Annotated in this window: 28 protein-coding genes and 3 pseudogenes; 22 read left to right on the top strand and 9 right to left on the bottom strand. The window is 61.2% G+C overall.

The genetic code is table 11. The annotated features are described in order from the left end of the window. Positions 1-227 precede the first annotated feature (227 nt). The 6 genes from BPHYT_RS11735 (at position 228) to BPHYT_RS11710 (ending at position 7839) form a co-directional block, all read left to right on the top strand. Positions 228-1577 (top strand): flavin-containing monooxygenase, encoded by a 1350-nt coding sequence (locus BPHYT_RS11735; protein WP_012433363.1) that lies wholly within the window; start codon positions 228-230, stop codon positions 1575-1577. A 54-nt stretch (positions 1578-1631) separates the two neighbouring features. Next, positions 1632-2069 carry a RidA family protein gene (locus tag BPHYT_RS11730; protein ID WP_012433362.1) on the top strand — a complete coding sequence of 146 codons (438 nt, stop codon included), beginning with the start codon at positions 1632-1634 and terminating at the stop codon, positions 2067-2069. 10 nt (positions 2070-2079) lie between these two features. After that, positions 2080-2757 carry a DUF1028 domain-containing protein gene (locus BPHYT_RS11725; RefSeq protein WP_012433361.1) on the top strand — a complete coding sequence of 226 codons (678 nt, stop codon included), beginning with the start codon at positions 2080-2082 and terminating at the stop codon, positions 2755-2757. Continuing rightward, positions 2750-3913, top strand: a complete 1164-nt coding sequence (gene argE, locus BPHYT_RS11720; protein ID WP_012433360.1) for an acetylornithine deacetylase — start codon at positions 2750-2752, stop codon at positions 3911-3913. The genes BPHYT_RS11725 and argE overlap by 8 nt, the downstream gene beginning before the upstream one ends. A 146-nt stretch (positions 3914-4059) precedes the next feature. Then, positions 4060-5487, top strand: coding sequence for a purine-cytosine permease family protein (locus BPHYT_RS11715; protein ID WP_012433359.1), 1428 nt, complete (start codon positions 4060-4062; stop codon positions 5485-5487). Between the two features lie 870 nt (positions 5488-6357). Next, on the top strand, positions 6358-7839 hold the full coding sequence (locus BPHYT_RS11710; protein ID WP_012433358.1) for a GGDEF domain-containing protein: 1482 nt from the start codon (positions 6358-6360) through the stop codon (positions 7837-7839). 230 nt (positions 7840-8069) lie between these two features. On the opposite strand, the gene BPHYT_RS11705 is transcribed toward BPHYT_RS11710, so the two are convergent. Continuing rightward, on the bottom strand, positions 8070-8789 hold the full coding sequence (locus BPHYT_RS11705) for a hypothetical protein (protein ID WP_012433357.1): 720 nt from the start codon (positions 8787-8789) through the stop codon (positions 8070-8072). A 220-nt stretch (positions 8790-9009) separates the two neighbouring features. On the opposite strand from BPHYT_RS11705, the gene BPHYT_RS11700 reads away from it, so the two are divergent. Continuing rightward, positions 9010-9282, top strand: a complete 273-nt coding sequence (locus BPHYT_RS11700; protein WP_012433356.1) for a hypothetical protein — start codon at positions 9010-9012, stop codon at positions 9280-9282. Between the two features lie 247 nt (positions 9283-9529). Here the strand turns inward: BPHYT_RS11700 and BPHYT_RS11695 are convergent, their stop codons facing one another. Beyond that, a complete protein-coding gene (locus BPHYT_RS11695; protein ID WP_012433355.1) occupies positions 9530-9817 on the bottom strand; it encodes a hypothetical protein in 288 nt (95 codons plus the stop codon). 1006 nt (positions 9818-10823) lie between these two features. Here BPHYT_RS11695 and BPHYT_RS11690 point away from each other — a divergent pair. Beyond that, positions 10824-11021, top strand: a complete 198-nt coding sequence (locus BPHYT_RS11690) for a hypothetical protein (protein ID WP_012433354.1) — start codon at positions 10824-10826, stop codon at positions 11019-11021. A 44-nt stretch (positions 11022-11065) separates the two neighbouring features. On the opposite strand, the gene BPHYT_RS38155 is transcribed toward BPHYT_RS11690, so the two are convergent. After that, entirely contained in the window at positions 11066-11257 is a 192-nt protein-coding gene (locus BPHYT_RS38155; protein WP_148225083.1) for a hypothetical protein, read from the bottom strand. On the opposite strand from BPHYT_RS38155, the gene phaP reads away from it, so the two are divergent. The 4 genes and pseudogenes from phaP to BPHYT_RS11680 all read left to right on the top strand — a co-directional run bounded on the left by phaP (position 11256) and on the right by BPHYT_RS11680 (position 13496). Next, positions 11256-11822: a TIGR01841 family phasin gene (gene phaP / locus BPHYT_RS11685; protein WP_012433353.1), complete on the top strand. Its 567-nt coding sequence runs from the start codon at positions 11256-11258 to the stop codon at positions 11820-11822. The genes BPHYT_RS38155 and phaP overlap by 2 nt on opposite strands. Before the next feature lie 157 nt (positions 11823-11979). Beyond that, positions 11980-12367: pseudogene (locus BPHYT_RS37230) on the top strand (SDR family NAD(P)-dependent oxidoreductase). Between the two features lie 27 nt (positions 12368-12394). Next, entirely contained in the window at positions 12395-12553 is a 159-nt protein-coding gene (locus BPHYT_RS38645; protein WP_012433351.1) for a hypothetical protein, read from the top strand. 280 nt (positions 12554-12833) lie between these two features. After that, a complete protein-coding gene (locus BPHYT_RS11680) occupies positions 12834-13496 on the top strand; it encodes a protein-L-isoaspartate(D-aspartate) O-methyltransferase (RefSeq protein WP_012433350.1) in 663 nt (220 codons plus the stop codon). Between the two features lie 74 nt (positions 13497-13570). On the opposite strand, the gene BPHYT_RS11675 is transcribed toward BPHYT_RS11680, so the two are convergent. Next, positions 13571-13915, bottom strand: coding sequence for a hypothetical protein (locus BPHYT_RS11675; protein WP_012433349.1), 345 nt, complete (start codon positions 13913-13915; stop codon positions 13571-13573). A 561-nt stretch (positions 13916-14476) separates the two neighbouring features. Here BPHYT_RS11675 and BPHYT_RS11670 point away from each other — a divergent pair. Beyond that, on the top strand, positions 14477-14740 hold the full coding sequence (locus BPHYT_RS11670) for a DUF2934 domain-containing protein (protein WP_012433348.1): 264 nt from the start codon (positions 14477-14479) through the stop codon (positions 14738-14740). 191 nt (positions 14741-14931) lie between these two features. On the opposite strand, the gene BPHYT_RS11665 is transcribed toward BPHYT_RS11670, so the two are convergent. The 3 genes and pseudogenes from BPHYT_RS11665 to BPHYT_RS11655 form a co-directional block, all read right to left on the bottom strand. Next, positions 14932-15849 carry a YihY/virulence factor BrkB family protein gene (locus tag BPHYT_RS11665; RefSeq protein WP_012433347.1) on the bottom strand — a complete coding sequence of 306 codons (918 nt, stop codon included), beginning with the start codon at positions 15847-15849 and terminating at the stop codon, positions 14932-14934. 91 nt (positions 15850-15940) lie between these two features. Further along, positions 15941-16640 (bottom strand): annotated as a pseudogene (locus BPHYT_RS11660) (endonuclease/exonuclease/phosphatase family protein). A 51-nt stretch (positions 16641-16691) separates the two neighbouring features. After that, positions 16692-17291: a ParB-like protein gene (locus BPHYT_RS11655; protein ID WP_012433345.1), complete on the bottom strand. Its 600-nt coding sequence runs from the start codon at positions 17289-17291 to the stop codon at positions 16692-16694. A gap of 190 nt (positions 17292-17481) precedes the next feature. Here BPHYT_RS11655 and BPHYT_RS39095 point away from each other — a divergent pair. Continuing rightward, positions 17482-17673 (top strand): annotated as a pseudogene (locus BPHYT_RS39095) (uracil-DNA glycosylase); the annotation flags it as partial. Positions 17674-17707: 34 nt separating this feature from the next. On the opposite strand, the gene BPHYT_RS11650 reads toward BPHYT_RS39095, so the two are convergent. After that, positions 17708-18613: a DUF72 domain-containing protein gene (locus BPHYT_RS11650; protein WP_041758454.1), complete on the bottom strand. Its 906-nt coding sequence runs from the start codon at positions 18611-18613 to the stop codon at positions 17708-17710. Between the two features lie 151 nt (positions 18614-18764). Here BPHYT_RS11650 and BPHYT_RS11645 point away from each other — a divergent pair, with 151 nt between their 5' ends. The 8 genes from BPHYT_RS11645 (at position 18765) to BPHYT_RS11610 (ending at position 24745) form a co-directional block, all read left to right on the top strand. Beyond that, the gene (locus BPHYT_RS11645; protein WP_012433343.1) at positions 18765-19289 is read left to right on the top strand and encodes a hypothetical protein; all 525 of its coding nucleotides are present in this window, start codon (positions 18765-18767) and stop codon (positions 19287-19289) included. Positions 19290-19538: 249 nt separating this feature from the next. Further along, positions 19539-20012: a hypothetical protein gene (locus BPHYT_RS11640; RefSeq protein WP_238535589.1), complete on the top strand. Its 474-nt coding sequence runs from the start codon at positions 19539-19541 to the stop codon at positions 20010-20012. Between the two features lie 11 nt (positions 20013-20023). Next, positions 20024-20905 carry an RNA polymerase sigma-70 factor gene (locus tag BPHYT_RS11635; protein ID WP_012433341.1) on the top strand — a complete coding sequence of 294 codons (882 nt, stop codon included), beginning with the start codon at positions 20024-20026 and terminating at the stop codon, positions 20903-20905. Between the two features lie 184 nt (positions 20906-21089). Continuing rightward, positions 21090-21569 carry a carboxymuconolactone decarboxylase family protein gene (locus BPHYT_RS11630; RefSeq protein ID WP_012433340.1) on the top strand — a complete coding sequence of 160 codons (480 nt, stop codon included), beginning with the start codon at positions 21090-21092 and terminating at the stop codon, positions 21567-21569. 69 nt (positions 21570-21638) lie between these two features. Continuing rightward, a complete protein-coding gene (locus BPHYT_RS11625) occupies positions 21639-22058 on the top strand; it encodes a cupin domain-containing protein (protein ID WP_012433339.1) in 420 nt (139 codons plus the stop codon). 101 nt (positions 22059-22159) lie between these two features. After that, on the top strand, positions 22160-23170 hold the full coding sequence (locus BPHYT_RS11620; protein ID WP_041758451.1) for a LysR family transcriptional regulator: 1011 nt from the start codon (positions 22160-22162) through the stop codon (positions 23168-23170). A gap of 280 nt (positions 23171-23450) precedes the next feature. Beyond that, positions 23451-24206, top strand: a complete 756-nt coding sequence (locus BPHYT_RS11615; RefSeq protein ID WP_012433337.1) for an SDR family oxidoreductase — start codon at positions 23451-23453, stop codon at positions 24204-24206. 23 nt (positions 24207-24229) lie between these two features. After that, positions 24230-24745 carry an Ohr family peroxiredoxin gene (locus BPHYT_RS11610; protein WP_012433336.1) on the top strand — a complete coding sequence of 172 codons (516 nt, stop codon included), beginning with the start codon at positions 24230-24232 and terminating at the stop codon, positions 24743-24745. Positions 24746-24953: 208 nt separating this feature from the next. Here BPHYT_RS11610 and BPHYT_RS11605 read toward each other — a convergent pair whose 3' ends face one another. Then, a complete protein-coding gene (locus BPHYT_RS11605) occupies positions 24954-26429 on the bottom strand; it encodes a UdgX family uracil-DNA binding protein (RefSeq protein WP_012433335.1) in 1476 nt (491 codons plus the stop codon). Between the last annotated feature and the right edge of the window lie 8 nt (positions 26430-26437).

The raw sequence follows: 26437 nt of genomic DNA, 5'->3' as shown, positions 1-26437 counted from the left end.
CATAGGTAAATCCGATGCGATGCATTTTTTAAATATATTTTTCAAATTCTGAATGGGCGCGTAGATTTTCACGAGACGCAAACAGAAGCGACAAGCAGACCAGACAGCCGGACCAGGAGACAACCCACTGTCGGAAAACACTGCCGGGTCCGCACAATCGCGGGCGCTTAAAGGCCGCGACGCCGCGATCGAATCGAAATATCCGCCTCTTTTAGAAGGACACAGCCATGACAGTGGAAACAACGTCAATCGACACGCTCGTAGTCGGCGCCGGTCAGGCCGGCGTCGCCATCAGCGAACATCTGAGCAAGCTTGGCGTGCCGCATCTCGTGCTGGAACGCGCCCGTATTGCCGAGCGCTGGCGCACGGGACGCTGGGATTCGCTGGTTGCCAATGGCCCCGCGTGGCACGATCGTTTTCCCAATCTTGAGTTTGCGGACTTCGACCCGAACGCATTCGCTTCGAAGGAGCAGGTTGCGGATTATTTCGTCGCGTATGCGAACAAATTCGAAGCGCCGATCCGCACCGGCGTGGAAGTGAAGAAGGTGGTGCGCAATGCAGGGCGGCAGGGCTTCACCGTCGAAACCTCGGAAGGCACGATCGAGGCCAATCGTGTCGTGGTTGCAACCGGGCCTTTCCAGCGCGCGGTCATCCCACCCATCGCGCCGCAAGATCCGGGTCTCACGCAGATTCATTCCGCCGACTATCGCAATCCTGATCAATTGCCCGAAGGCGGCGTGCTGGTGGTGGGCGCGGGATCGTCGGGCGTGCAGATCGCGGACGAGTTGCAACGTGCGGGCAAGCGCGTCTATCTGTCGGTCGGCGCGCATGATCGTCCGCCGCGCGCCTATCGCGGCCGCGACTTCTGCTGGTGGCTCGGCGTGCTCGGCGAGTGGGATGCCGAGGTCATGAAGCCGGGCAGGGAACACGTCACGATTGCAGTGAGCGGTGCGCGCGGCGGCCATACGGTGGACTTCCGCCGTCTCGCGAATCAGGGCATCACGCTGGTGGGTCTGACGAAATCGTTCGATGACGGCGTGGTGACCTTCGAAGCGGATCTCGCGGAGAACATCGCGCGCGGCGACGAAAACTATCTGTCGCTGCTCGACGCGGCCGACGCCTACGCCGAGCGCAACGGTCTCGATCTTCCCGAAGAACCCGAAGCGCGCGTCATTCCCGCGGATCCGGAATGCGTGGCGCACCCGTTGCACGATCTCGATCTGGCGAAAGCCGGCGTGACGTCGATTATCTGGGCGACCGGCTATGCCGTCGATTTCAGCTGGTTGAACGTCGACGCGTTCGATGAAAAGGGTAAGCCGAAACATCAGCGTGGCGTATCGAAAGAGCCGGGCATTTATTTCCTCGGTCTGCCCTGGCTGTCGCGCCGTGGCTCCGCATTCATCTGGGGCGTGTGGCACGACGCGAAACACATTGCCGATCACATCGTCACGCAGCGCAAATACGCGGCTTATTACGGCGACGCGCAACAGCAGAAACAGACCAGCGGCGAGGAAAGCGTTGAAAACACCTCCACCGGTTCGCGCGTCCACAAAGTCAGCGAAATCGGCGTGAGTTGATACGTACGCCTGTCTAATTCGCGATCCATTTCTTCCTAACATTCAGGTGCTTTGATGAACCAGCCTACGCATACCCGTATCCGCATGTTCAACACGAAGGACACGTATCCGAACCAGACGCTCGACAACGATCTTTGCCAGGCCGTGCGCGCCGGCAACACGGTCTATGTGCGGGGTCAGGTGGGCACGGACTTCGACGGCCGCCTGGTCGGCATCGGCGATCCGCGCGCTCAGGCCGAGCAGGCGATGAAGAACGTCAAACAGTTGCTGGAAGAAGCAGGCAGCGACCTGTCTCACATCGTCAAGACGACGACCTTCCTGACCGACGTCCGCTATCGCGAGCCGGTCTATCGGGAAGTCGGAAAGTGGTTGAAGGGCGTGTTTCCTATTTCGACCGGCCTGGTGGTGGTGGCGTTGGGTCAGCCGCAGTGGTTGATGGAGATCGACGTTGTTGCGGTCGTTCCGGACGGATGGACGCCGCCGCAAGCCTAAGGAGCGGGACATGACATTTTCAATCGTCGGACGTTGCCCCGAAACCGGGCAGCTTGGAATCGCGATCAGTTCGTCCAGCATCGCGGTGGGCGCCCGGTGCCCATGGGTGCGCGCAGGCGTGGGGGCGGTAGCGACGCAAAACGTCACGCTGCCCGCGCTAGGGCCGCGGATTCTCGATCTGCTGGAGCATGAGCAGATCGATCCCGCCGCGGCATTGGACCGTGTGCTCGGCGCGAGCGAGTGGAGCGAGTACCGCCAGGTCACCGTGATCGATGCGCAAGGCCGTACGGCGTTCTTTAGCGGCAAGGAAGCGCTCGGCACGTATCACGCCGTCGCCGGCAAGCAGTGTGTGGCGGCAGGGAACATGCTCGCGGGCGTCGAAGTGATCGAAGCCATGCTTCCGGCGTTCGAGCAGGCAAGCGGCACGCTTGCCGATCGACTGCTCGCGGGCATGCATGCCGCGATTGCCGCGGGCGGCGAAGCAGGGCCCGTGCATTCGGTGGCGCTCAAGATCGTGGGCGACGTGAGCTGGCCGATCGTCGATTTGCGGGTCGATTGGGCGGATCACGACCCCATCGGCCAGCTCGACGGCCTGTGGCAAGCGTACCGGCCGCAGATGCGGGACTACCTGACCCGGGCGTCGAATCCGACCGCCGCGCCGAGCTACGGAGTGCCCGGCAATGAATGACCGCTCCAGCCGCGCGCTGCTCGAACGGCTGATCGGCTTCGCCACGGTCAGCCGCGACTCCAATCTCGAGATGATCGACTTCATCCGAGGTTACCTCGGTGAACTTGGTGTCGAGAGCGAGTTGTTCTACAACGCCGAGCGCAGCAAAGCGAATCTGTTCGCCACCATCGGCCCGCGTGAGGGCGGCGGCATCGTGCTGTCCGGCCATACCGACGTGGTGCCCGTCGAGGGCCAGGCATGGACCGTCGATGCGTTCCGTCTCACTGAGCGCGACGGGCGGCTCTATGGCCGCGGCGCGGCCGACATGAAGGGCTATATCGCTTCGGTGCTGGCGGCGGTGCCCGGGCTGCGCGAGCGCGAATTGAAGTTGCCGGTGCACCTCGCTTTTTCGTACGACGAAGAAGTCGGATGCCTCGGAGTGCGGCCGATGCTGGCGGAATTGGCGCAGCGTGCGCACAAGCCGGCGCTGTGCCTGATCGGCGAGCCGACTGAACTCAAGCCGGTGCTGGGGCATAAGGGCAAGCTGGCGATGCGCTGTCAGGTGAAAGGCGCGCCTTGCCATTCGGCTTATGCGCCCTATGGCGTCAACGCCATTCAATACGCGGCGCGGATGATCGGCCGTCTGGAAGAGATCGGCGAGCTGCTGGCGCGGCCCGAACATCATGACGCGCGATTCGATCCACCGTTCTCGACCGTGCAAACGGGCGTGATCAACGGCGGCCGTGCGCTCAACATCGTGCCCGCCGAATGCGAGTTCGATTTCGAAGTGCGCGCGTTGCCTGGCTTCGACGCAAACCGGGTAGCCGATGAGTTGCAAATCTACGCCGAGGCCGAGTTGCTGCCGAAGATGCGCGCAGTGAAGTCCGATACCGATATCCGCTTTCAATCTCTGTCCGCCTATCCGGGATTGGCCACGTCTCCCGACAGCGAAGCGGCGCGTCTTCTGGCGCTGCTCAGCGGCTCTACCGAGTACGGCACGGTTGCTTTCGGCACGGAGGGCGGCCTCTTCGATGAGGCGGGCATTCCAACCGTGGTCTGCGGACCCGGCAGCATGGACCAGGGGCATAAACCGGACGAATTCGTCACCGTGGCGCAATTGCGCGAATGCGATGCGATGCTGGCCCGGTTGACGGAGTACGTTTCGGCTGCGTCGTGAGACGGGTGCATCGGGGACGCATGGGACCGCTTTGCATGGGACCGGAGTAAAGCGCTAAAGCGCTAACTCCGGTCGACCGCTTTGCATGGGACCGGAGTAAGCGCTAAAGCGCTAACTCCGGTCGACACAAACAGAAGGAGACGAACTTGAGTACTTCGGAACACAATGCCCCGGCATTGATCGAAAAACACACCATTGGTTATGTGCCGCCCGAAGATCGCCATGGCAAGGTGCGCGATCTGTTCACGCTGTGGTTCGGCGGAAATATCGCTCCGTTGCCCATTGTCACCGGCGCGCTTGGCGTGCAGATATTCCACTTGAACTTGCTGTGGGGCATCGTGGCGATCGTCGTCGGTCAGGCCGTTGGCGGTGTGCTGATGGCGTTGCATTCGGCGCAGGGTCCGCAAATGGGCATCCCGCAGATGATCCAGAGCCGCGCGCAGTTCGGTTCATGGGGCGCGCTGCTGGTCACGGTGATCGCAGGTGTCATGTACGTGGGGTTCTTCGCGTCCAATATCGTGCTCGCCGGGAAGTCTCTTCATGGCATCGAAAAAAGTATTCCGGTTCCGGTGGGCATCGTGATCGGCGCGCTGGGCTCGGGGCTGATCGGCATCATCGGTTACCGGATCATCCATATCCTGACTCGCATCGGGACGTGGGTACTCGGAATCGGCATAGTCGTCGGATTCGGTTATATCCTCACGCATATCGCGACGGGCGACTTTCTGACACGCGGTGGATTCAACATCGCCGGTTGGCTCGCGACCGTTTCGCTGTCGGCGCTCTGGCAAATCGCTTTCGCGCCGTACGTGTCCGACTATTCGCGCTATCTGCCGGCGAACGTGCGCGTCGCGTCCACGTTCTGGGCGACCTACCTCGGCTGCACGATCGGTTCGACGCTCGCGTTCGTCTTCGGCGCGGTCGCCGTGCTGGCGGTGGCGCCCGGCGCCGATGCGATGGACGCCGTCAAGCAGGCCACCGGTCCGCTCGGGCTGCCGATGCTCGTCCTCTTCCTGTTGAGCGTGATCAGCCATAACGCGCTGAACCTGTATGGCGCGGTGCTCGCGGCCATCACGTCGCTGCAGACCTTCGCCTATCGCTGGATTCCCACGGCGAAAGCGCGGGCCGTGCTGTCGATCGCGATTCTGCTCGCCTGCTGCTATGGAGCGATCGGCGCGTCGACGAATTTCGTCGGCAATCTGGTCGATCTCGTGCTTGCGTTGCTGGTCGTGCTGGTGCCGTGGACCGCGATCAACCTGATCGACTTCTATGTGATCCACAAAGGCAAATATGACATCCAGTCGATCTTCCAGGTGGACGGCGGCATCTACGGCCGCTTCAATCCACAGGCGTTGATTGCCTACGGGATCGGCATCGTCGTGCAGATTCCATTCATGAACACGCCGATGTATGCGGGTCCGGTGCCGAAGTATCTCGACGGTGCGGATCTCTCCTGGGTTATCGGACTGCTTCTGACTTCGCCGCTGTATTACTGGCTCGCCTCGCGCGATACAGATTATCGGCGCAGACAAACGGCTGCCGGTGTTACGGGTTGTGCGGCGAGACAGTCGTGACTGTTGGCGTGCCCGCGTATCGGAGAGGCGAGACAAATAAAAGGAGGTCCTCTTCGACGCCAGTGTGAAATCTGGCTCACCAAGCCGTAGCGACCGCGCGGAGCGAACTGGCGTTTGCCGCACAGCGGCGCCAGTTTGCGCGCGAGCGTCCAGCTCACGTCTTCGGGCGCGCCGCACGCCGGCGCCGGGAATGGGGCAACTGGATGTCATGGCGGATATCCGTCACTCGTTCTCAGGAAAAATCAGGTGCTGTCTATGACAATCCGGATAGGTTGGTCGTTGTTAACGTTCGCCTGCATCGCGACGCAGGGGCGATACGCGTCATCGACCGTTGCGTGAAATGTGTGATCGACGAGATGCGCGGAACTGGCGAAGTTCAGTGCTTCCGAACTCGCCTGATCTTTACGATTTTTTCGGCATTGCAGAATGCAGCTCCGATTGATTGGGGGGATCATTGATAATAGAAAAATCATTCAACCGCTGAGTTAATTTGCTCAGGATCTGGATCGTCGGAATGAGATGGAATATAAGCTCTCTCCATTCCCTTCAGATTGAGCCGCCCTTATTCTCGCCGAGCGTCTTGCCGAGCCTTGCGTGACTCGCATCGCTATCGGTTCCATACATCGTGGATGCACGGCACTCCATTTATCCTCAGACAAAACGACCGTCCTTTTTTATTTTCATCAAAAACAATAAACTTTTTTCGCAGTTTGTCGTTATAGCATTGCGCGACCTGAAAAACGGCCGGCCCGCCATTTCATTTGAAAGAGCCAGGAATCGTGCTGGCGTCGTCGAGTGTGCTGCCGGAATGTCGTGAGCATTAGGTGCACTGAGAGACTCGCGTTCGCCTGTGCAGTGTGAAAACGAACCATGGATCGAACAATCTACGCCACGAAAAGCACCAGATCCTCACGCCACGCGCTGGTTCTGGTGCCCGCGCTGACCGTCCTGGTCCTCGGCATACTGTGGGTCACCATACTGTTGCGCCTGCAGGTCGAGAAGGCTTCCGTGATGCGCGACACGCGCGTGGCGGCCCGCACGCTAGCCGATGCCTTGGAAACCCATACGCTGAAAACTGTCCACGATGTCGATGAGATCGCGTTGCTGGTCAAATACGGTTACGAACGTACGCCGCAAAGCTTTGACCTGGCAGCGTACCGGGCATACGGATTGATTACCGCGGACACCGCCCTGCAGGTCACCATAGCGGGTGCCGACGGCCGCGTGATTACATCGACTTTGCCATTTACGGGTACGGTCGATCTCAAGGACCGGGAGCATTTCCGGGTTCACCTGTCGCCTGAAAATATCGGGCTCTTCATCAGCCAGCCTGTGATTGGACGTATTTCCAGGCAGTGGTCCATTCAGGCAACCCGCCGTATCGACCGTCCCGACGGAAGTTTCGGTGGAGTGGTGATCGTCTCGGAAGACCCGGCGTATCTGACCGATGGCTTCTACAACAGTGCTGCGCTGGGCGAGCGCGGCATGATTGCCGTTCTGTCCGGTCGTGGGTTCATGTTGTCGCGTCGTGCGGGCAATTCGCCGAGCCGCTCTGGCGAGGCACTGCCGAGCAGCTATGTGCCGCTCGGCAAGACGGGGCTCGCCGACTTCGTCGATCCGATCGATCACATCGAACGTGTCGTAGCAAGTCGCCATCTCGAGAAATATGGTTTGACGGTGGTCGCCGGTCTTTCTGTGGATGAGGCGCTGGACGATTACTTCAGGATGCGCCGCGTGTATGTGACGATGGCCTCGACCATCACGTTGATGCTCGCTGCACTATCGGCCTGGATTACTGCTCTGATCGTCAAACTCCTCAACGGCAAGGAGGAATTGCGGCGTCTTTCTCAAACGGACCGACTGACGGATTTGCCGAACCGCGGCAAGATCGTGGATCTGCTCGAGGAGGCGATCGCGGCGCCGGGTGCAGTCGGAAAAGTCGCTGTCGTTTTTGTCGATCTGGATAACTTCAAGGCGCTCAACGATACGTACGGCCACCAGTGCGGCGACGAGGTTCTGGCCTTGGTGGCGGCTCGCCTGCACACTACCGTACAGGAGCGTGGCGTAGTGGGGCGCCTCGGCGGAGATGAATTCCTGGTTGTACTCGAAGTTCACGCTATAACCGGCGTAGTCGGGCAGATGGTCGTTGAGTTGACGGCTGCTCTCCAGGCTCCGCTGATTTCACGCTGGGGGGTCGAAGCGGTCGGTGCGAGCTTTGGCATGGCTATTCTGGAAGCGGGCGAGGACTCCAAAGAACTCATCAGGAAGGCCGACTTCGCGATGTACCAGGCCAAGAATCGCGATCATGCTTGTCGAATAGACTCCAAGACAGACCGCATTCTTGCCGGATGAACCTTCCATTGAGCGGAGGAGGAGAGGCGGCTCGGTATTCTTATTGAACGGCTCGTCGGTCGCGGAAGGCGATTCATCGTCAGCGCGGTTTTGCGGACTAGCCAGTGAGAGCAGGGCGCTGGGATAGATCGCCATCCTAATCGATGTTTATCCGCCTTGAAGCACCATGCCGGGCGGAGCGAGCGAGCCGTCGGCCACCGGAGATCACAGCGATGTCGCGCGCTTTGACGCTACGCCAACGAGCTGGCCAGAGCGCGCAGAGTCTGGCTCGGCTCATCTTCGATAGGCGAACCGTGCGACACGAGAATGCGTTTCAGCGACCGAAGCTCGGCCCATGCCAGAAGCTGGGCGCGCAGCGCCTCTTTATCCGCGACGAGGATCAACTTCACCGGCTTCGGAATATGTGGTTCGTCGCCCGCGAATCCCGTCATGCGCAGAAACCAGCCGCCGAATCCGGATTCATGGCGAATATTGCCGACCAGATCGTTCAGCACCAGCGTCGTGCCGTTCGGCGTCCGTATGACGAGTGCTGCCTCATGGCTACGCGTTCCAGGCACTGTCACGAACTGCACGTTCGGATCGCCGAAGCCGGGGTCCGTCGTGTCGACGTGCACCGCTTCTTCCACTTTGGTTCGTGAGCCTTCGGGCGCGGCGACCTGCATCAACGGGTAGCGCTCTTTCCAGATTTTTGCGTCCAATCGATGATGGTCGTTAGGCACCACCAGAAAGGCAGGACGTCCGTAATCTTCGAGCGCTTGCATCTCGTCTTCATCGAGCGCGATGGCGCTGAATATCACCAGTCGCGAATCGTTCAAACGAACCGCGGTCATGCGGCGGGGAAGGTCGGTGAGCGGCATATGGAGTTGGCCGGTCACGGTAAGAATGTTTTCGTCGACTTCCGTGAGCTTGCCGTGCGGCAAGACTTTCCACTGCTGAAAAGGCTTGGTCATGGTCGGGCTCCATGTCTGGAGACGGTCGCCGTAAATAAGCAGTGTGCGCGCAAGTAGAGAACGGTCAAGCGGATGATGTGAGCGACGCTGTTTTGCGAACCTGCGATTGCAAGCGAACTATTCGGCAATTCCGTTCGTCGCCCGGCTGCTTGTGCGATGTACACTTTCCTGCAGGAGCATTCCACGGTTTAACGACCGGGTAGAACACGCAGGATCATCAATGAAAAGAATCTACGGGTACAAAGGCTTTGAGGTCACCGTGGAGCTGGAGCCGGTCTGGGAGACCGCGGGCAGCGTGACGCTGCTGCCTCCGCGCGGCTTCGTCGCGGTCGTGCAAGTCAGAACGATGGGTTCCGTGGGCGCCACGCGCCCCGTGGTTGCGCCGATCCGCCTCGGCGCGACCATCCAGCAGCCGTTCCCGACCCAGGCCGAAGCGCTCATGGCAGGGTATAGCGCAGGGCAGCGGGTAGTGGACGACACGTTCGCGCGCTGACGACAGTGTGTTGACGAAAAAAAGCCGCAGCAATCGCTGCGGCCCGAACACACACGCCGCGCATGAGGCGCTGGCGTTGGATCTATCCTACACAATCGCGATCCCGAAGCAATCAGGCGTCTCGCCTGAATATTGGCGCGCGGCCGGATTGCGGCATCCGCCGTGGCACGGGCCAGGATTGTCGCTGACGCAGGCGTTGCGCTATGGCCACACGGCTGCTCGTCCAGATCGGGACCACGGTATCTGGTTATCTGGCCGGGACCTTCGCCGGACTTTCGTTCTGCCGGGTCAACGAACCGGGGTCCGTCATCGCGAGGTGATCGTCGCGCGCATCGATCCACTCGATTGCCCATTGCCGCGCGACCTCGATTGCCTCGTCTTCGGTTTCGAACCATGCAAGATTGCGCTCGATGTGCATTTCAGTGTCCACATCGTCGTCGGATGAGGTTCTGATGATCCTCGCATGCGCGAAAAACTGACCAAGCGAAAAATCCGGGGTTGCGTCAATGACCCAGCCGCCGTACTCGTACTTCATGTTGCCTCCGATACCTGCTAACCGAACAGACTAAACATGGATTCATCATGCTGTCTTCGCTAAACCTCCACGGTTGAATGGCCGACTTTAAGGGCGGCCGGGCAGCACGCAGCGTGGCCATTCCCGGCGCCTTATTGTTATAGATCATTTGGGTCGAACTGGCCGCACGTAGCGCGATCGCGCGGCGTCACTCAGAGACACGCAGGCAGTTCAATTGTCGTCCGACCGGCTCGGCAGATGTTCGTGCGGCACCGGTTCCGCTTCTGCGGCATCGGGAACATCGGGCCTGGTGCGTGGCGCAGATTCAGTAGCCAGCGACTGGCTGCCCGGCGTTACGCCGCGGACTGGGTGGTCTGGAATTCCTGGCCGGTGAGTGGGGCGTGTGGGCGGGGTTGAAGGCATGATTTCCTCCTACGCAAACGTGACCAGCAACATTCATCATAACTCCGTCGAAGCCGAACAACGTACCCGCCGGGTCAAGTTTTTTGGCGACCATCGCCCGAACCAGAGATGGCTGATATGGACGCCGAACGCTCGCGAGCGCTAGCCCTCGGTTTTACCCGGCAATGCGCGGCCAAATACTTCCTCTGTAATAAATATTTCGCAATTTTGAGGTAATCATAACGAACAGGACTCGACTTATAAATATTCAATTCAAATATAAATAGACCAATGGTTTTTCGATAGATTCAGACGTTAAGTAAGTGAGCTGCTAAAACAAAATAGATGAATTAATCGATGAGAGCCTTACTGGTAGGGGCCTGTGGCGATGGTGCGGTTGAATTGGAAAGCCTGCGAGTCGGAATCATTTATAAAAAAAGACCGTGCGGCGTAAAAAAGCATTTCACATATTGCGTTCAAAAATTGAACGGTTATGATGGCGTCTCTGCGATTCGATCGCTTGCATGATCGATTGACAGAGGGGGCGGCAGGAAGAATTGCCGGCAGTCACGCACGAGAGGCAATTCGTACTCTCCGCGTAGAGAGACTAAATCGAGGAGACGCAATGCTGAGTCCCCATGAATTCGCTACCTTGATGCTCATCAAGAACGCACCGGACCAGATCGAACTGGATCGCGCCGAACTGGACACGCTGCTGGAGCGGCAACTTATCTCGCTGGAAAATTTTGCGTCAGGACGCCCGCGTGCTCACCTTACGAGCGACGGCGACTCTATTCTCAAAGCGGTCGCCCGGATGCGCTAGACATTCGCGGCGCGCGCCTCCCGGCGAGCGCGCCGAAGACACAGTCATGAACGCAGCGGCGTGGCTGCGAGCGGGTTTGCAGTGCCTGTTGATGTAACGACCGTCGAAGCTCTCGCGACGCATTCTGCCTGACAGGCGTCCTTGCGCTTCGATTTATCCACCATCGCGATCCGTCGCAACACACCCGTCCGATCGGGGGTTTCGTGCACCGGATCGAATTTGAGGAATTCAACCATGGCTCTATCGAGTCCCGACCCGGCCGCCGTCGTGAAGGCCAACCTCGACGCATTTTTCGGGTTGACCGGAAAGATCTTTGAAGGCGCGGAGAAACTGGCCGCGCTTAACCTGCAGGCCGTCAGGTCCACGCTGGCCGAGGCGCAGGAGAATATGACGAAGGCGCCCGGCACGACAGACCCGCTGCAGTGGTTCGCGTTGCAATCAGGCCTCACCGGGCCTTTCGCGGAGAATTCGCTGTCGTACGGCCGGCAAGTGTTCGATATCGCATCGACTACGCAGGCTGAACTCACGCAATTCGCCCAGGCGCAGTACGAACGGCACAACGCACGTGTGCAGGCATTCGTCGAGGAAGCGGCGAAGAATGCGCCGGCAGGTTCCGAAGCGGCGATCGCCGCGTGGAAGTCCGCGACCAGCGCCACGAGCACGCTGTACGAAACGCTGCAGAAAACCGGGCAACAGGCCGTGCAGGCCGCGGAAAGTAATTTCAACTCGGTCGCGGCCACAGCGTCGAAGACCGCGCGACGGGCCGAGCAGGCTCCCGTAGCCGCCGGCACGAAGGGATAAGGCCGACGCGGGCAGCGATGCCCGCGTTGCCGTTCTTACTCTATATGAAGGAATACTGAGGGAGAGGCGCAAACCGGTTTTCCAGTACATCAAGTTCTTGACTGAATGCAGTGTGGCCCCAGACATCTACAAGGCCATTTTTTGCGAGGACGATTCGATGGCGAAGCAGATCGCGGTGGTCACGGGCGGAATGGGCGGACTGGGTGAATCAATCAGTATCAAGCTGCATGACGCCGGGTATGCGGTCGTGGTCACCTGTTCGCCGGCCAACACCGGCGCGAACGAGTGGCTCGCACGCATGGAAGAGCAGGGACGGCAGTTGCGCGCGTACGCGGTCGATGTCGCCGGCTACGACTCGTGCGGCAGATGCGCGGCGCAGATCGCTGCCGAAGTCGGCCCGGTCGATATCCTGATCAATAACGCCGGTCGGCCGGCTCGGACAGCCCGACGAAGTCGCCGCGCTCGTGCTGTACCTGTGTTCGCGCGAAGCCGGTTTCGTGACCGGAGCCAACATTGCGATCAATGGCGGGCAACACCTGCAATGAAGCGGATAGTCAGCAACGGAGGTTCCGATGAATGAAGCAGTGGCAATCGTCGTAGGTTCGTTCGTGATGGCGACCGCAGCCGTGTTCGTCGCCGCTCACTATCGCCAGGAGCAAATGCGTCGGAAGCGGCTTAGGCAGATGGGTCACCATCACTACTGGCCGCATTGGCGCAGCGCCGGGCATTGAGCGCCACATCGCGTTAGCCGGCGCGGTGACGCGGCCGCGGAATTCCTTTGAACGAACACAATGAACACATGTTGCTCGCAACGCAACACGTCTACGTCTGATCTTCCCTCAAGCGCGCCACCCTGCATAGCCGGTCGCGAATCCGGCTCGGAATTCTGCCGCGAACGCACCAGTCTTCGTTTTTAGATCATGTTTTCCGGCGTTTTCCGCGCTATCGTGATGCATGGTAAGGGCAGCCCCCGTGACAGCGAACCGCTGTCACAACGAGGGGAGAAGCACGGTGCATGATGATCTGGCGGCGTCGCGCGAAACGATGGTCGAGCGGCAACTGATTGCGCGCGGCATCGCGGAGCCGTGCATTCTGAACGCGATGCGGCGCGTGCCGCGCGAGGCCTTTCTGAGTCCCGATCTGCGCGCGTGGGCTTATGCGGACGCAGCGCTTCCGATCGAAGCCGGCCAGACCATCACCCAACCATTCATGGTCGCGCGGATGTTGCAGGCGGCGCGACTCAAGCCGGAAGACCGTGTGCTCGAGATCGGCACGGGCTCCGGCTACGCCGCGGCTGTGCTCGCGGAAATGGTTGCACGCGTCGATACGGTCGAGCGTCATCCGCAACTGGCTGAGAGCGCTATGGATCGGCTACGCGCCCTCGGTTACGACAACGTGAACGTCCACACCGCTGACGGCACGCTCGGGCTGCCGGCGCGTGCCCCGTTCGATGCAATCGTCGCCACCGCGTCCGGTCCGGGCGTACCACCCGCGTGGAGCGCGCAACTCGAAATCGGCGGGCGGATCGTGATGCCGGTGGGGCCGGATCCTGACCATCAGCGACTGATCCGGCTCACTCGCGACAGCAGCACGACCTACCACGAGGAAATGCTCGATCTCGTGCGCTTTGTGCCGTTGATTGGTGCTCAGGGCTGGGGCGACATGGCGCGGTAAGTCGACACGGGCGCGGGAGCCAACCGACGCGCGCGCCAGATATTCGCCTGACGGCCGCTCCCGGATGGGAAGCTCTACGCCTGTGCTAACGCACAGGGACAAAAGTACGCGTCGAGCGCCCACGGGAGTGCGACCAGCCGGCCCACCATCGCCGCGAGTGTATCCGGCGACACCGCAGTGAACGTTATGGTCATTTCTTCGTAGCAGTGACGGCGATCCACACGGATCCGGACGTGGTCCGCCTGTGGTGCCTCGCAACCGAGAACCTGCCACGCGGCAACGACCCTCAGATCCCCTGCCTTTGCGCGCACGGTGAGCCGGTAACGATCGTGTTGCCCCGGGGTGCTGTTTCCAACCGCCATTTGTTTCGTGGCGGGTTCGTCCGGTGGCATTGCGATTTGCTCGTCGGTCGATTGCATTCTGAACTCCGAATGACCAGTCGTGCGGGGCAGGGGCTTAAGCCGCTCGGCTGCTCCCGGGACGTTCACTGTATGAGTACCGTTATAGTCCGCAAGGTCGCCGAACGTTAGGATTGCGCGCCGGAATCGCCGATGATCTGTGCGCCAGGCTCCGCTGAATCTCTTGTCGATACTATGGTTTGGCGTGTCATTGCCATTATGCGAATGGTCAGTCAAGGCATAGGGCAACCATCGACCCCTTAGCGGTTTATAGAAGAAACACGCTTAGGCGCGAATTTTTACGCTGCAGTGCAACTTGAGCAAAACATTGGACGCCGCGTGAATATTGCTACATCCGCGACATACCTATGTGATCGATCACGGTATGCCCGCCAGGCAGCGACGTCGCTCACTGCTGACGCGCCAACACCGCCATGTGTCGAGAGCCGTGCGGGTATGGGCTTTGCTCGCCCTGTCACTGCCGTTCTTTTCACGCAGCCGGACCCGCAGTGACACCGGCTCGCATCGCCGCAGGCCATTCATAGCGCACAGCGGCAACCATTTTTTACGGAGAAACGCAGCATGGACAACGATCTCGAAGCCCGCATTCGTACCCGGGCGTATCAGCTCTGGGAAAACGATCCGTCGCCGGACAACAACGCGGAAAAGCATTGGGAGGAAGCGCGCAGACAGATCGAAGCCGAGGGTGACGATTCGCCCGACAGTGCTGATCCGAGCGCCGATCAATCCGCGGAACGGGAGCGAGGCGGGCGCAGCGCGCCGGAAGAGCAACTGCAGGACGTGGCCGGCGATGATGCGAAGACGGCGCGTCGAGCGAAGCGGTAGCCCCGTCGCTGCGATGGCGTTTGGCATGCACGCCTCGCAGTTGGTGCTCGCTGGGTGCTCGGACGATCCGAACTGCTTTACGAGCATCGATGAGATCGCCTCGCGCTAACGCGGCTCGCGTGCGCGGAACCGACGCCGCGCACTCGCCGCTTTCAATGTCAGTTTCGCATCGTCCGTTTTGCAAGAGCGCTTCAATGTGCAGCGTTCAAGCGGGCCTTGACGTCCGCCGCATTGCCGTCTTTCGGCGTTTGACACAGCGAAGCCGTGACCTCCGCGCCGAAAAGAAAAACGATGGCGCAAAAATATAGCCACATCATCAACACAGCGAGTGAGCCTGCCGCGCCGAATGCGCCCGCCGTTCCCGCATGCGCGAGATAGAAACCGAACAGGTGCCTGCCCACGGTAAACAGCAACGCCGCGACGGCGCCGCCGATCAACGCGGAACGAAAGTTGACCCGCTTGTCGGGGAGCCACTTGATCAGCGCACCGAGTCCGAAAGTCAGTATCACGAGGCCGAAAACAGATTGCGCGACGTCGGCAACGACGCTGAGCGTCGAGTTGCCGAAAACGGCACTGCCGGCCGTCTGTAATGCGGCGTCGAGGACCAGCGAGACCACCAGCAGAAAACTGAGTCCCATAAGCAGGCCGAGCGAGACGAGCCGCGCCCGGATCACCCACGCGAGACCGGCAAGGCCTTTAGGTGATTTCGCGGCAAAGACGACATCGAGTGCTGTATTCAGGCAGGAAAATGTCGCCGAAGCCCCGACGAGAAGCAGCACGACAGAGAACGCCGCAGCCATGCCGCTGCCATTCGAACGATGCGCGTGTTCGACGACAGCCTGCATCGCGGTGGCGGCGTCGTTGCCGAGCAACTGCCTGATCTGACCAAAAAATCGCCCCTGCGCGATGTCGCGGCCGACGAACCAGCCCGTAATCGCGAGGACGATCAGTAAAGTCGGAGCCAGCGAGAACGCGGAGTAGAAGCCGATGCTCGCGCCCATCATCGCGCACCGGTCCGACGAAAATCGCTCGACGGCGTCCTTCATGACGGCCACTGCGCCGCCTGATCGGCTGGATCGCGCGCCTGCGTTGCGTTGCTGGTATTCCATGCTGTTCTCCCGCCGGCTCGTCGCTTCAGTGTCTTCAGGGCGAGCAATTTCCGAGCCGCTGGGACCTGGGATATACCTGCCTCGTCAGGGCCTAGTGCAATTCGAGCCACATCGGCTGATGATCCGAGGCCTCGCTGACCGCATCGACCTCGCAGGCCGCAATGCGTGATGTCAGATCCTCCGTGACGAAGATGAAATCGCAGGCGAATGGACCCTCCGGCCACTGCTCGTGGTCATACAAACCCGCTGTCGGGGCACGCGGCGCGCGAGGGTGCGCGCTGGCCCACGCATCGATAAAACGCGGGGCATCGGCAATCGGTTCAAGCATCCGGCAGTACGCGCTGCTTTCGAAGGCACTGTTAAAGTCACCACAGACAACCGCGCTCATCGGTCGCGCGGTGTCGGAAAACGGGCTGTCGATTTTTTCCGCCTTGGCGGGCGCTCGCGCGTGATTGCACGCTTCCCTGTGCAGTTCGCGCAATCTGGCGAGTTGCGCGAAACGCTGTTTCTCCGAATAGAACTCGAGGTGCGTGGAGATCACCCGGATTGCACCGATATCGGTATCGATCACGGCTTCGAGTGCGACCCTCATCATCGACGGTTTCGCGGGATCCGCGGGCCAGGGCAGGGAGTGACGCAACACCTGCCTGACGGGCAAGCGCGTCACGATCGCATTGCCGAACTGACGCATCGAAATCGCACAGCGCGCGCGCTTCGCGCAGGATGCGGGCAAGGTCGACCCGGCCGTCCACGCCGCGTCCCCATTGAACATTCCAGTAGACGAGTTTCATTCGATTGGTTCTCCATCCTGCTTACACGGGCCGGTTTGTTTTGGACAGAGACTAGCCGTCCGTGTCCTGACCGAGGTAGCCGGGCAGTCCCAGCGCCGCGTGGGTCTTGGCCAGCCTGATCGCTTCGTCCACTAGCGCGGCGAATTTCTCGTCACTGTCCGGTCGCGGCAGATTCGAGCGGAAGAAGTCGGCCCAGCGGAATTCTTCCAGCGGGACATTGGTTTTCTCGTAACCGCCGGCGTCGCGAACTGCTGCCGCGAGGCTGCGGTACTCGTCATCGAGCAGCGCCCAGATGTGTTCCGGCAAATCGGAAAACGGCCGACGTTTGCCTTCAGCGTCGAACGGGTACGTCCACCGTTCGTTTTCCATACTAAGCCAGAAGGAAGCCTTCGAATAAGAGGAAAGATCCCTCACCAGAACGACCGGCACGGACTTGACGCCCACGTGCCAGAGCGCGGCGGCCACGTGATGATGGTCGATCGCGAACGGCGTGTCACCGGGACCGTAGACCACGGGTATCGGTTTCTCAGCGATGGCCATCTCCAGATCGTGCCCGCTCAGCGCTTTGTATTGCCTGATTTTGTCGCGGACCTCCCGCGCGCCGTGCGTCAGTTGAGTGGGACGCAGGCGTTCGATTTTTAGCGTGGTCATGCCGTCTCCCATGCAAGAATGCAGCCGGCCAGAACCGGAGATGTTTGACCTCTTGCGCAAGATGCATGCCGCTTTGAATAGCGGCAGGGTGCGCCGGGCCTGTGCCTTGCTCCAAGGTAAATCGTGGCGCTGTCGGATAGCAGGCACTCCATCCTTTCACGCTCGCACGTTTGCCGCTCCACATACAACGCACGCCCGGCAACAGGACGTGCTCGGCAAAACGATCGAGCGCGGCGGGCGGACGGTTGTCGCGACATATCATCCGTCGTTCGCGTTGCGCGCTCCTGATCCTGCAACGCGGCAACGCGTGTATGACGCGATTGTCACGGCCCTTCAACACGCGGACAAGCCGAGCGGTAAGCGCGAACGCTCATCGAGCTGATGCTTGCGGTCCACGCTGAAAGCGTGGCTTCCGCTTACGCCGCCGAATGCACTGCTTGTAAGCCGAGCCGTTCAATCAACCGCTGCGCGTCGAAGGGCGCATGTGTTTTGGCGTCGTTGTCGAAATAGCAGTACACGTCCCGCCGCGTCCGAGCCGGTGGATGAAGATGCGGCGCGATTAGCCGCGCATCCGCCGGCTGCGAACCGCGGCGCCATGCGTCGATCCGGGCGGCCCAGTCGTCAAGCGCTTCGTCCGCGTAGGCGCCGGAATACCGCGATTCGGTGCCGTGCAAGCGGATGTAAACGAAGTCAGCGGTCACGTCTTCCGCCAGCGGCCACGATTCGGTCGAGTCGGAAACAACCAGCGCGGTGTCGTACTGTCTGAGCAACTCGATGAAGACAGGGTCCATAAAACTGGGGTGGCGTATCTCGACGGCATGGCGCAGTCTGCGCTTGCGGTCCATTTCGAGGTAAGGCGTCTTGACTCGCGCATCGTGTTGCTCCGCGAGAGAGAGCGCAGCCGCGGTGTCGCGAGGCAGGAAACGTAAAAAGCGTTCCATGGCCGCCGGTTCAAAGCGGAACGAAGGCGGGAACTGCCACAGAATAGGCCCTAGCTTTTCATTCAGGGCGAGCAGGCCCTGCGCGAAAAAGTTGGCGCTGGCGACTTGCGCGCTGTCGTCGCGAAAACGCAGGAGATGCGTCAGATACCGCGCGCCCTTCACGCTGAAGATGAAGTCGGCAGGCGTTTCGGCATACCAATGCCGCCAGCTGTCGAGCGACTGAAGGCTGTAATGCGTACCATTGATTTCGATGCTCTGGAACAGCGACGACGCGTACTGCAATTCGGCGGCCTGTTTCAGCCCGCGGGGATAGAAGCTATCTCTCCATCCTTTGTAGCGCCAACCGGAAATACCGATACGTAGGTCGCCGATCTGTTTCATGGGTATGTCGCGCGAATGCATGTGTGTGCTGAGTGCAGACCACCCGAGCAACGGGTGTTCCTGTAACGGCGCCGCGTCCGGAGTTCAGTTCAGGGGTAAGGCCGCCTGGCTGCAAGACGATCAATAACGGACTCTCAAGGAGTAAGAAGTCGTGCCGAAAGCTTCTCCATCAACTGCATTTGGAATTTTCGAGCGGGTGGTTATCAGCCTCTACGACGGCGGCGTTCTGTCGCCGGCGGTGCTGGAGCGCGTCATTGGCGCGTTCGCGCAGGCGGATGCCGCCTGGCAAGGCAACCCGCGAGTCCGTTCCGTCGATGGCCGCTCGCTGCATGAAATCGTCGTACGGACAATGCTTCCGGGCGATGGCCTGCAGTCGGCTTCGACGTCGTTCATGACGGTGATCGAACATATCGCGCAAGCAGCGCTTTCGGCTGGCGCTGCGAGCGAAACTGCCAAAGAGGCTGAACCGCGGCGCGCCAGAAGCAAAAAAACCGCCGACGCAGACGAAGACGCAGACGCAGACGAAGACGCCGACGCGGATGAACTGCTGGCGCAATTGTCCGGCAGCACACAATCAGGCAAGCGACGTCGTTCGAACAAAGCCGACACGCCGGCCGGTTCGGGCACCTTCAATCCGTTTCTGAACGCGGCGCTACCGCGAACGAAGAAGTCGTGACAGCCTGCGCGAGGCACGAGGGCGGCCCCACGCAACGTAGAGATCCACTGGCGCGTTACGGGCGAGGAGCACGAGCGGAGCGACATCCAACACCCATCACACACGCCGGATGAGGCCGGGTTGCGCGCATATTTTCAGGTAGTATTTGTTCGCGGTGAACTGCAACATCGATTAGAACAAGCCATGCATTCGGCGCGAGACGCTCTCGCCAATCAGGCCTGTACCGGTCGGCTTCGAGCGTCTCCGGCATTGCTGCAGAGCGACGCCACTCCTGGAGGATCCGCCATGAATACGAAGCAGGGTAAAAAAGTACATCTCGATGCTGCTGCATCGCATCACGAGCAGGCAGCGCGCTTTCATCGGGAGGCATCGCAGTACTACGAGGCGGCCAAAAATTACGATCACGCCGCGCATCAGGCCGTGTTGGCGCAAGGCCATGCACTGTATGCCGTCGAGGAATCCAATCTCGCCGCCAAACATTCAGGCGCTCCATTGCCGGCAGGCTCCGTCGATAGCGGCCTGACTGCCGCGCAACATCATGCGGCGGCGTCGGAACTTCATGGCCAGGCGGCGCAGCATCTGCGGCGCGCGGCAAAAGTTTTCGATGAAGATCGCAGCGCTGTCGCCCATGAAACTCAGGTGGGATTTTCTCTTGCGTCACGGGCGCTCGCGCATGGCAACGAAGCGGCCAAACAATATGTCACGTCGCTGCGGGAAAAATAGGAAGCCGGTGCATGGACGACGACGTACTTGCCTTTAACGGGCTGCGCCCGCGATTGCAGAAAATCGCGTATCGAATGCTGGGGTCCGTTGCCGAGGCCGAAGATATCGTGCAGGACGTCTGGCTGCGTTGGCATGCAACAGCCCGCGAAGCCATCGACAACGCGGAGGCGTGGCTGGTCGCGGTCACGACGCGAATGTCCATCGACCGTCTGCGCGCGGCCAAGATTCAACGCGAACACTACGCGGGCATCTGGTTGCCCGAACCCGAGATGACCGAATTCCCGGCTACGCCGGAGGAGGCCACGGAGCGCGCCGACGACGTCTCCGTGGCTTTTCTGGTGCTGCTCGAGCGGCTTACGCCTGATGCCCGGGCGGCGTTCCTGCTGCGCGAGGTATTCGACGCCGACTATGACGAAGTCGCACGAGCCATCGGCAAGACGGAGGCGGCGTGCCGTCAGCTGGTCAGCCGCGCAAAAGCGCAGTTGCGCGACGATCGTCCGCGCTCCGAGGTGCCGCGCGAAACGCATCTGCGCCTGCTGCGAACATTCGTGCAGGCGCTGCAGCGCGGCGACTTTCACGCGATCAACGCATTGCTGGCCGAAGACGCAAAGCTGATCGGCGACGGCGGCGGCAAAGTCCAGAGCTTCCCGGAGCCGATGGCGGGCGGCCAGCGCATCGCACAACTGTTCTACGCGTCGCACCGGCGTTATGGCGACGAACTGAGCGTCAAGCTCGTAATGCTCAACGGCCAATGGGCGCTGCTGCGGTTTATCGAGGGCGAACTCGAATCGGCACAGTCGTTCGAAACGGACGGCGAGCGTATCGTCCGTATTCATGTGCAGCGCAACCCTGACAAGCTCGCGCGCATCGCGGCGGCACACGCCAACGGCTGAACGCTGCTTCTCCTCAGAGCGGGCGCGGCTCGACGCGTCGATTGGTGCCGCGCGGACAACATGGTGAGCTCGTTCCCGTGGCTACCCTGACATCACGCGCCCGCCTACGATGACTTTGTGCGGCTCAGTGCCGCTAATGGCACCCGCGAGGCGGGGTGGCCGCTCATCGTCGCCAGGAGAAAACATGACGCAGCGTATCAACTATGTGCAGCAATCGCCGGAACTGTTCAAGAAGTTTTTCGAACTCAGCAATCTGCTGAAAGACAGCACAATCGAAGAATCGATCCGTGACCTGGTGTCGATCCGGGCGTCGCAGCTCAATGGCTGTGGATTCTGTCTGGACATGCACGTGAAGGAAGCACGCCTGCACGGCGAGCGCGAGTTGCGTGTCCATCACCTCGCGACGTGGCGCGAATCGACGCTTTTCGCGCCGCGCGAACGCGCCGCGCTGGCGTGGACGGAAGTGCTGACCCGGCTTCCCGAGCACGGCGTGCCCGACGAGCTCTACGAGCGCGTGCGTACCCAGTTCTCCGAAAAGGAACTCTCGGACCTGACGTTCGAAGTGATGGCGATCAACGGATGGAACCGCGCGAACGTCGCGTTCAAGACGGTGCCGGGTTCATCCGACAAGGCATTCGGCCTGGACAAGGCGAACCTCGTCTGAGCAGACGCGTTCGTCTTTGTCCAGTTCAGGCCCGCGCGAGCGGGCCGCGTTACTCTGGGACACACTATCATGCTTCGTTTGGGAAATACGGCTCTGGCCGCGCTCGTCGCCGTGAGCGCGTCGTTGAGCACGTCGCTGAGCGTGGCCCGTGCCGAGGCGCCCGCCGCCATCGTCACGCCGTTGATGACGCAGCCTCTTGACGACTATCCGGGCAAGGAAGCCCTGATGATCACCGTCGAGTATCCGCCGGGCGCGGTCGACCCCGTCCATCGGCATCATGCGCACGGGTTTATCTATGTGCTGGAAGGATCGATCGTGATGCAGGTCAAGGGCGGCAAGGAAGTCACGTTGACACCCGGACAGACCTTCTACGAAGGTCCAAACGATGTCCACACGGTCGGACGCAACGCGAGCCAGACAAAGCCGGCCAGGTTTCTCGTGCTACTGCTGAAGGATAAGGGCGCGCCGGTTCTCGTACCGGAGAAATAGCCGCCCTAGCGCGCGGCCTTCGGTTTAAAAAATGGCGGACCGTGTCACAAACAGCAGCGCTGATACGTCTAGTCGCTATGGACTTCACTAACCGCGCTTCCATGTCAGACGACCCATCACGCCGCCGCATCGCTGGCGCCGCCGACCCGTTCGCAAGCAGTTTCGCGACCAGCTACGCCGGCGTCGTTTCTTTTCTCGCCGTTGCCAACGAAGGCAGCTTCGCCCGCGCGGGCGATCGACTCGGCATCGGGCGGTCCTCCGTTAGCCGCAACGTGCAGAAACTCGAGGCCCTGCTCGACGCGCGCCTGTTTCTGCGCACCACGCGTAGCACGTCGTTGACGCGCGAGGGCGAGCTGTTCTACGAGAACTGTCAGCCTGGCATCGAACGCATCGCCCAGGCGCTGGAAGACATGCGGGAGCTGCGCAACGGGCCGCCGCGCGGCCATCTGCGCATCGTCTCGGCACCGGGCTTCGGCCGCAAGATCGTCGCGCCGCTGCTGCGAGGCTTTCACACGCGCTATCCCGAGATCGCCCTCGAACTGCTGCTGAACGATCGACCCGCCGACTTCACGACCGACCGCGTCGACGTTTCGTTTCACGACGGGCGTCTTGAAGACAGCGGGATCGTGGCGCGCCAGTTGATTCCGATGCAGATGTTGGTGTGCGCATCGCCCGCTTATGCACGAAGACACGGGCTGCCACGGCATATCGATGAACTGGCGGATCATCGCTGCATCAACTTCCTGGCCGCGTCCGGCCGCATCCGTGAATGGGAGTTCAAGGTGAACGGCCTCCCGCAGCGGCGCCAGCCCGTTGCACAGCACACGTTCAACGACCCGGATCTGATCGTGCAGGCGGTGCTGGACGGGCTGGGCATTGCGCAGTTGCCCGCATATCAGGTGTGCGACCTGCTGGCCGGCGGGCAGTTGCTCAGTTGTCTCGCACAGCACGCGCCGGAGGATGGCGGCCACTACCTCTGTTATCTCAGCCGCAAGCAGCTTCCTGCGCGGGTCCGCGTGTTCGTCGACTACATGACCGAGCACACGCGCGCGCTCGACCTGCAGTGTCTGACTACGATGACAACGCGATCGCCGTTAGCGACGGTCGAGTGATGGCGTCTGGATGGCCTTGGCGTCGATTGATGCGCTTCATGCAACACGGTGCGTCCCGCTGCGGCTCTACCGCATGACGCGGTGCGTACCTACCATGTTTTCTGTACGGACGGCAGGTGAATCGCGGTACGTCCGGCAAGGCACCGGCAAATCCGTCCGCTCTGCTTATGCCGCTTTTATCGCTTGTATTGCCTTGTACCGTTCGCGACGCGATGCAAAGCCGGAGTCGAACAATTGGCGGTGGCGTGAGAGCCACACGTCCGCCTCATGGAGACACATTGTGAAGATCGTCGTGATCGGTGGCACGGGACTCATCGGCAGTAAGGTCATCAGGAATCTTCGCGCGCGCGGTCATGCGGTCGTTGCCGCGTCGCCCGCATCGGGCGTGGACACAATCACTGGCGAAGGTTTGATCGAGGCGTTGACGGGTGCGAATGTCGTGATCGATCTGGCCAATTCGCCGTCGTTCGAAGATGCCGCCGTGCTCGAATTCTTCGAGACAGCCGGACGCAATCTGTTGGCGGCGGAGATTGCCGCGGGCGTACGGCATCACGTCGCGCTCTCCGTCGTCGGCACTGAGCGGCTCGCGGAAAGCGGTTATTTTCGCGGCAAGATCGCGCAGGAAAAACTGATCCGCGAATCGGGCGTACCGTACACGATCGTCCATTCAACCCAGTTCTTCGAATTTCTCGGCGGCATCACGCAATCGGGTAGCGACGGCCAGACCATACGGCTGTCTCCGGCATTCTTCCAGCCGATCGCGTCCGACGATGTGGCGGCAGCCGTCGCGGATTTTGCCGCCGGCGAACCGCGCAACGGCATCGCGGAGATCGCGGGCCCGGAACGCGTTCGGCTTGCCGGCATGGTGCGGCGTTTCCTCCTCGCCACTCACGATTCGCGCAAGGTGATCGAAGACCCGCACGCTCGCTACTTCGGCGCGAAGTTGCAGGACGACACGCTCGTTCCGGGGGCCAATCCGCGTCTGGGCGCGATGAAGTTCGAGGCGTGGTTCGCCCACACGCAGTCGGCGCAGTAAGCCGCGAGCCGTTGAGGCGTGCCATGACCCGCTTGCGTCCACCGCCGCTGACACTGCTCGACAAGTATCACGGGCGAGACCCCCAAACGCTGTATTCGACCACCGTCACCGTAACAGGCGGCGACGCGGGTCACGGTCGAGCGTCGGGCATCGCCCGTTCCGACGACGGCAATCTCGTCGTCCACTTGCGATTGCCGCAGGCGCTGGATGGGCCCGGCGACGGCACCAATCCGGAGCAGCTATTCGCGGCCGGTTACGCAGCCTGCTTTCATGGCGCGCTGAGTCTGCTTGCGGCACGAGCGAGCATTCCGATTCCCGGTGCCTCGGTGCAAGTCACCGTCGATTTTGGCCGCGACCCGGTGGACGGTCTGTTCATCCTGACCGCGGAGACCCGTATCCGCCTGCCCGGTGTCGAACGGGGCGTGGCCGAGGAACTGGTTCGCAACACCGAACGGTTTTGCCCTTACACGAAGATGGCGCGGCAGGGAATCGGGAATGTCGTTGCGCTGGTGCAGCAGGACGACGCTGGGCATTCGTAGCGTCGCGTGAGTCCTCGTTGCGAGCCGATTTTGGTTGACGGGGATTTGTCGATTTATTGACCCGGACGGTTCGATAGATCGAATGACCTGAAGTAACCATCCGCATTTGTTTTCAGATACAACGCCCGCTTGCCCCGGCAACGTCTCAGCAGGAATGGATTCAACGATCTAACGGCGCGGAAGAGGGCGTTGCGGCGTCATTTGTTATTCACTGCCGCTGTTTCTTTGTGGTCGGCGCGGCGGATTCGGCCAGCTCACGCGCCCGGATAAGCGCGTTGCTGATCTCGGCCAATACTTTGTCGCGGTCTGCATCAGTCTGCTGCCGTAACGCGAACGACGGATGATAAGTGGCGATGCCCCAGCCGCCTTCCACTCTAAACGGTGCGTCGAGATGGTCTCTCAGGCTGACCTTTTCGCGCAGCAAGGCGGTGAGCGCGGTAGCGCCAAGCGTGACAATCACCACCGGACGCACTGTGTGTAACTCCCGCTCGAGCCAGTAAGAGCACGCTTCGATCTCACGCTGTCCCGGCGTCTTGTGCAGCCTGCGCTTGCCGCGCGGTTCCCATTTGAAATGCTTCACCGCGTTGGTGAGATAAACCTGCTCGCGCGACAGGCCGGCGCGCGTGATCGCGGTCTCCAGCAATTGCCCCGCCGGCCCGACGAACGGCTGACCACTCAGATCCTCCTGGTCGCCGGGCTGCTCGCCGATCAGCATGATGCGCGCGTCGCTCGGCCCCGAACTCCCGACCGCTTGCGTCGCATTGCGCCACAGATCGCAACGCCGGCAGGTATCGAGCGACGAGGGTTGCTCGCGGGCCGGTTGCGCCATGTCCGCTTCGACCGGAATGGTTTTGCCGCCCAGCGCGCCGACGCCGCTCGCCTGCGCTACGCGGCGCGCGCCGCTTTTCGCTTCACTGATCATGGCAGGGATCAGATGACCCTCCGGCAAGCCTTTCCAGAAGCGTACCGGCATGTGCTGTTCGAGCGCCGCTTCGTTCAACCGCGCCGGATTGAACGTGCTGCGGTAGTAGGCGAGCCATAGCGCCTCGGCTTCGTCAGCGGTATCGCAACGATGCTCGCCGGGCAACGCGCGGCGCTGCTCCAGATGCAGTTGCTCGCCATCCCAGAAGGCCGCGCCGCGCGGCGTGGTGATCATCCAGGTCGCGCGGCCCATGCGTTGCGAGAAGTGTTCCGCGGCCCACGCCAGCACATCATGCTCAGGCTCGTACCAGGCGATATATTCGGGTGTCTGCACCGTCGATGCCGACGCCGGCGCCTGCTTGCGAAACCGCACGTAAGCGATCATGTCGTGCTTGGCGCGCCGCACGCTTTTAGCCATGCGATGGAGACGTGCGCCGTCTTCGTCCGCCGGCGACGCGACCGCGCGGTCACCATGGTGCCAGCGCCATAGGACCTTGTACAAAAACGCCCAGCGCTGTGATTCGCGGAACAGCGCGGCGTCTTGCAAGAGCGCCGCCAGTTCTTTCGAAACACGCACGGCAGTGGAGCGAGGCTCCGCATCCTCGGACGTCGCGCCATAGTCGAACAGCGCCTGCCCTTGCGGTAACTCAGATTCCTGCTTGACGCGCCATTCAATCGCTTCCGGTGCCAGGTCTTCGGCCAGAGCGCCGAGCGAGGCGGCGCGCCAGGCGACGAAATGGTCTTCGATAACAATGGAACGCATCGCGACGT

It is taken from the genome of Paraburkholderia phytofirmans PsJN, assembly GCF_000020125.1.
Taxonomy (GTDB): domain Bacteria; phylum Pseudomonadota; class Gammaproteobacteria; order Burkholderiales; family Burkholderiaceae; genus Paraburkholderia; species Paraburkholderia phytofirmans.
This window is presented reverse-complemented; position numbering and strand designations above follow the sequence as displayed.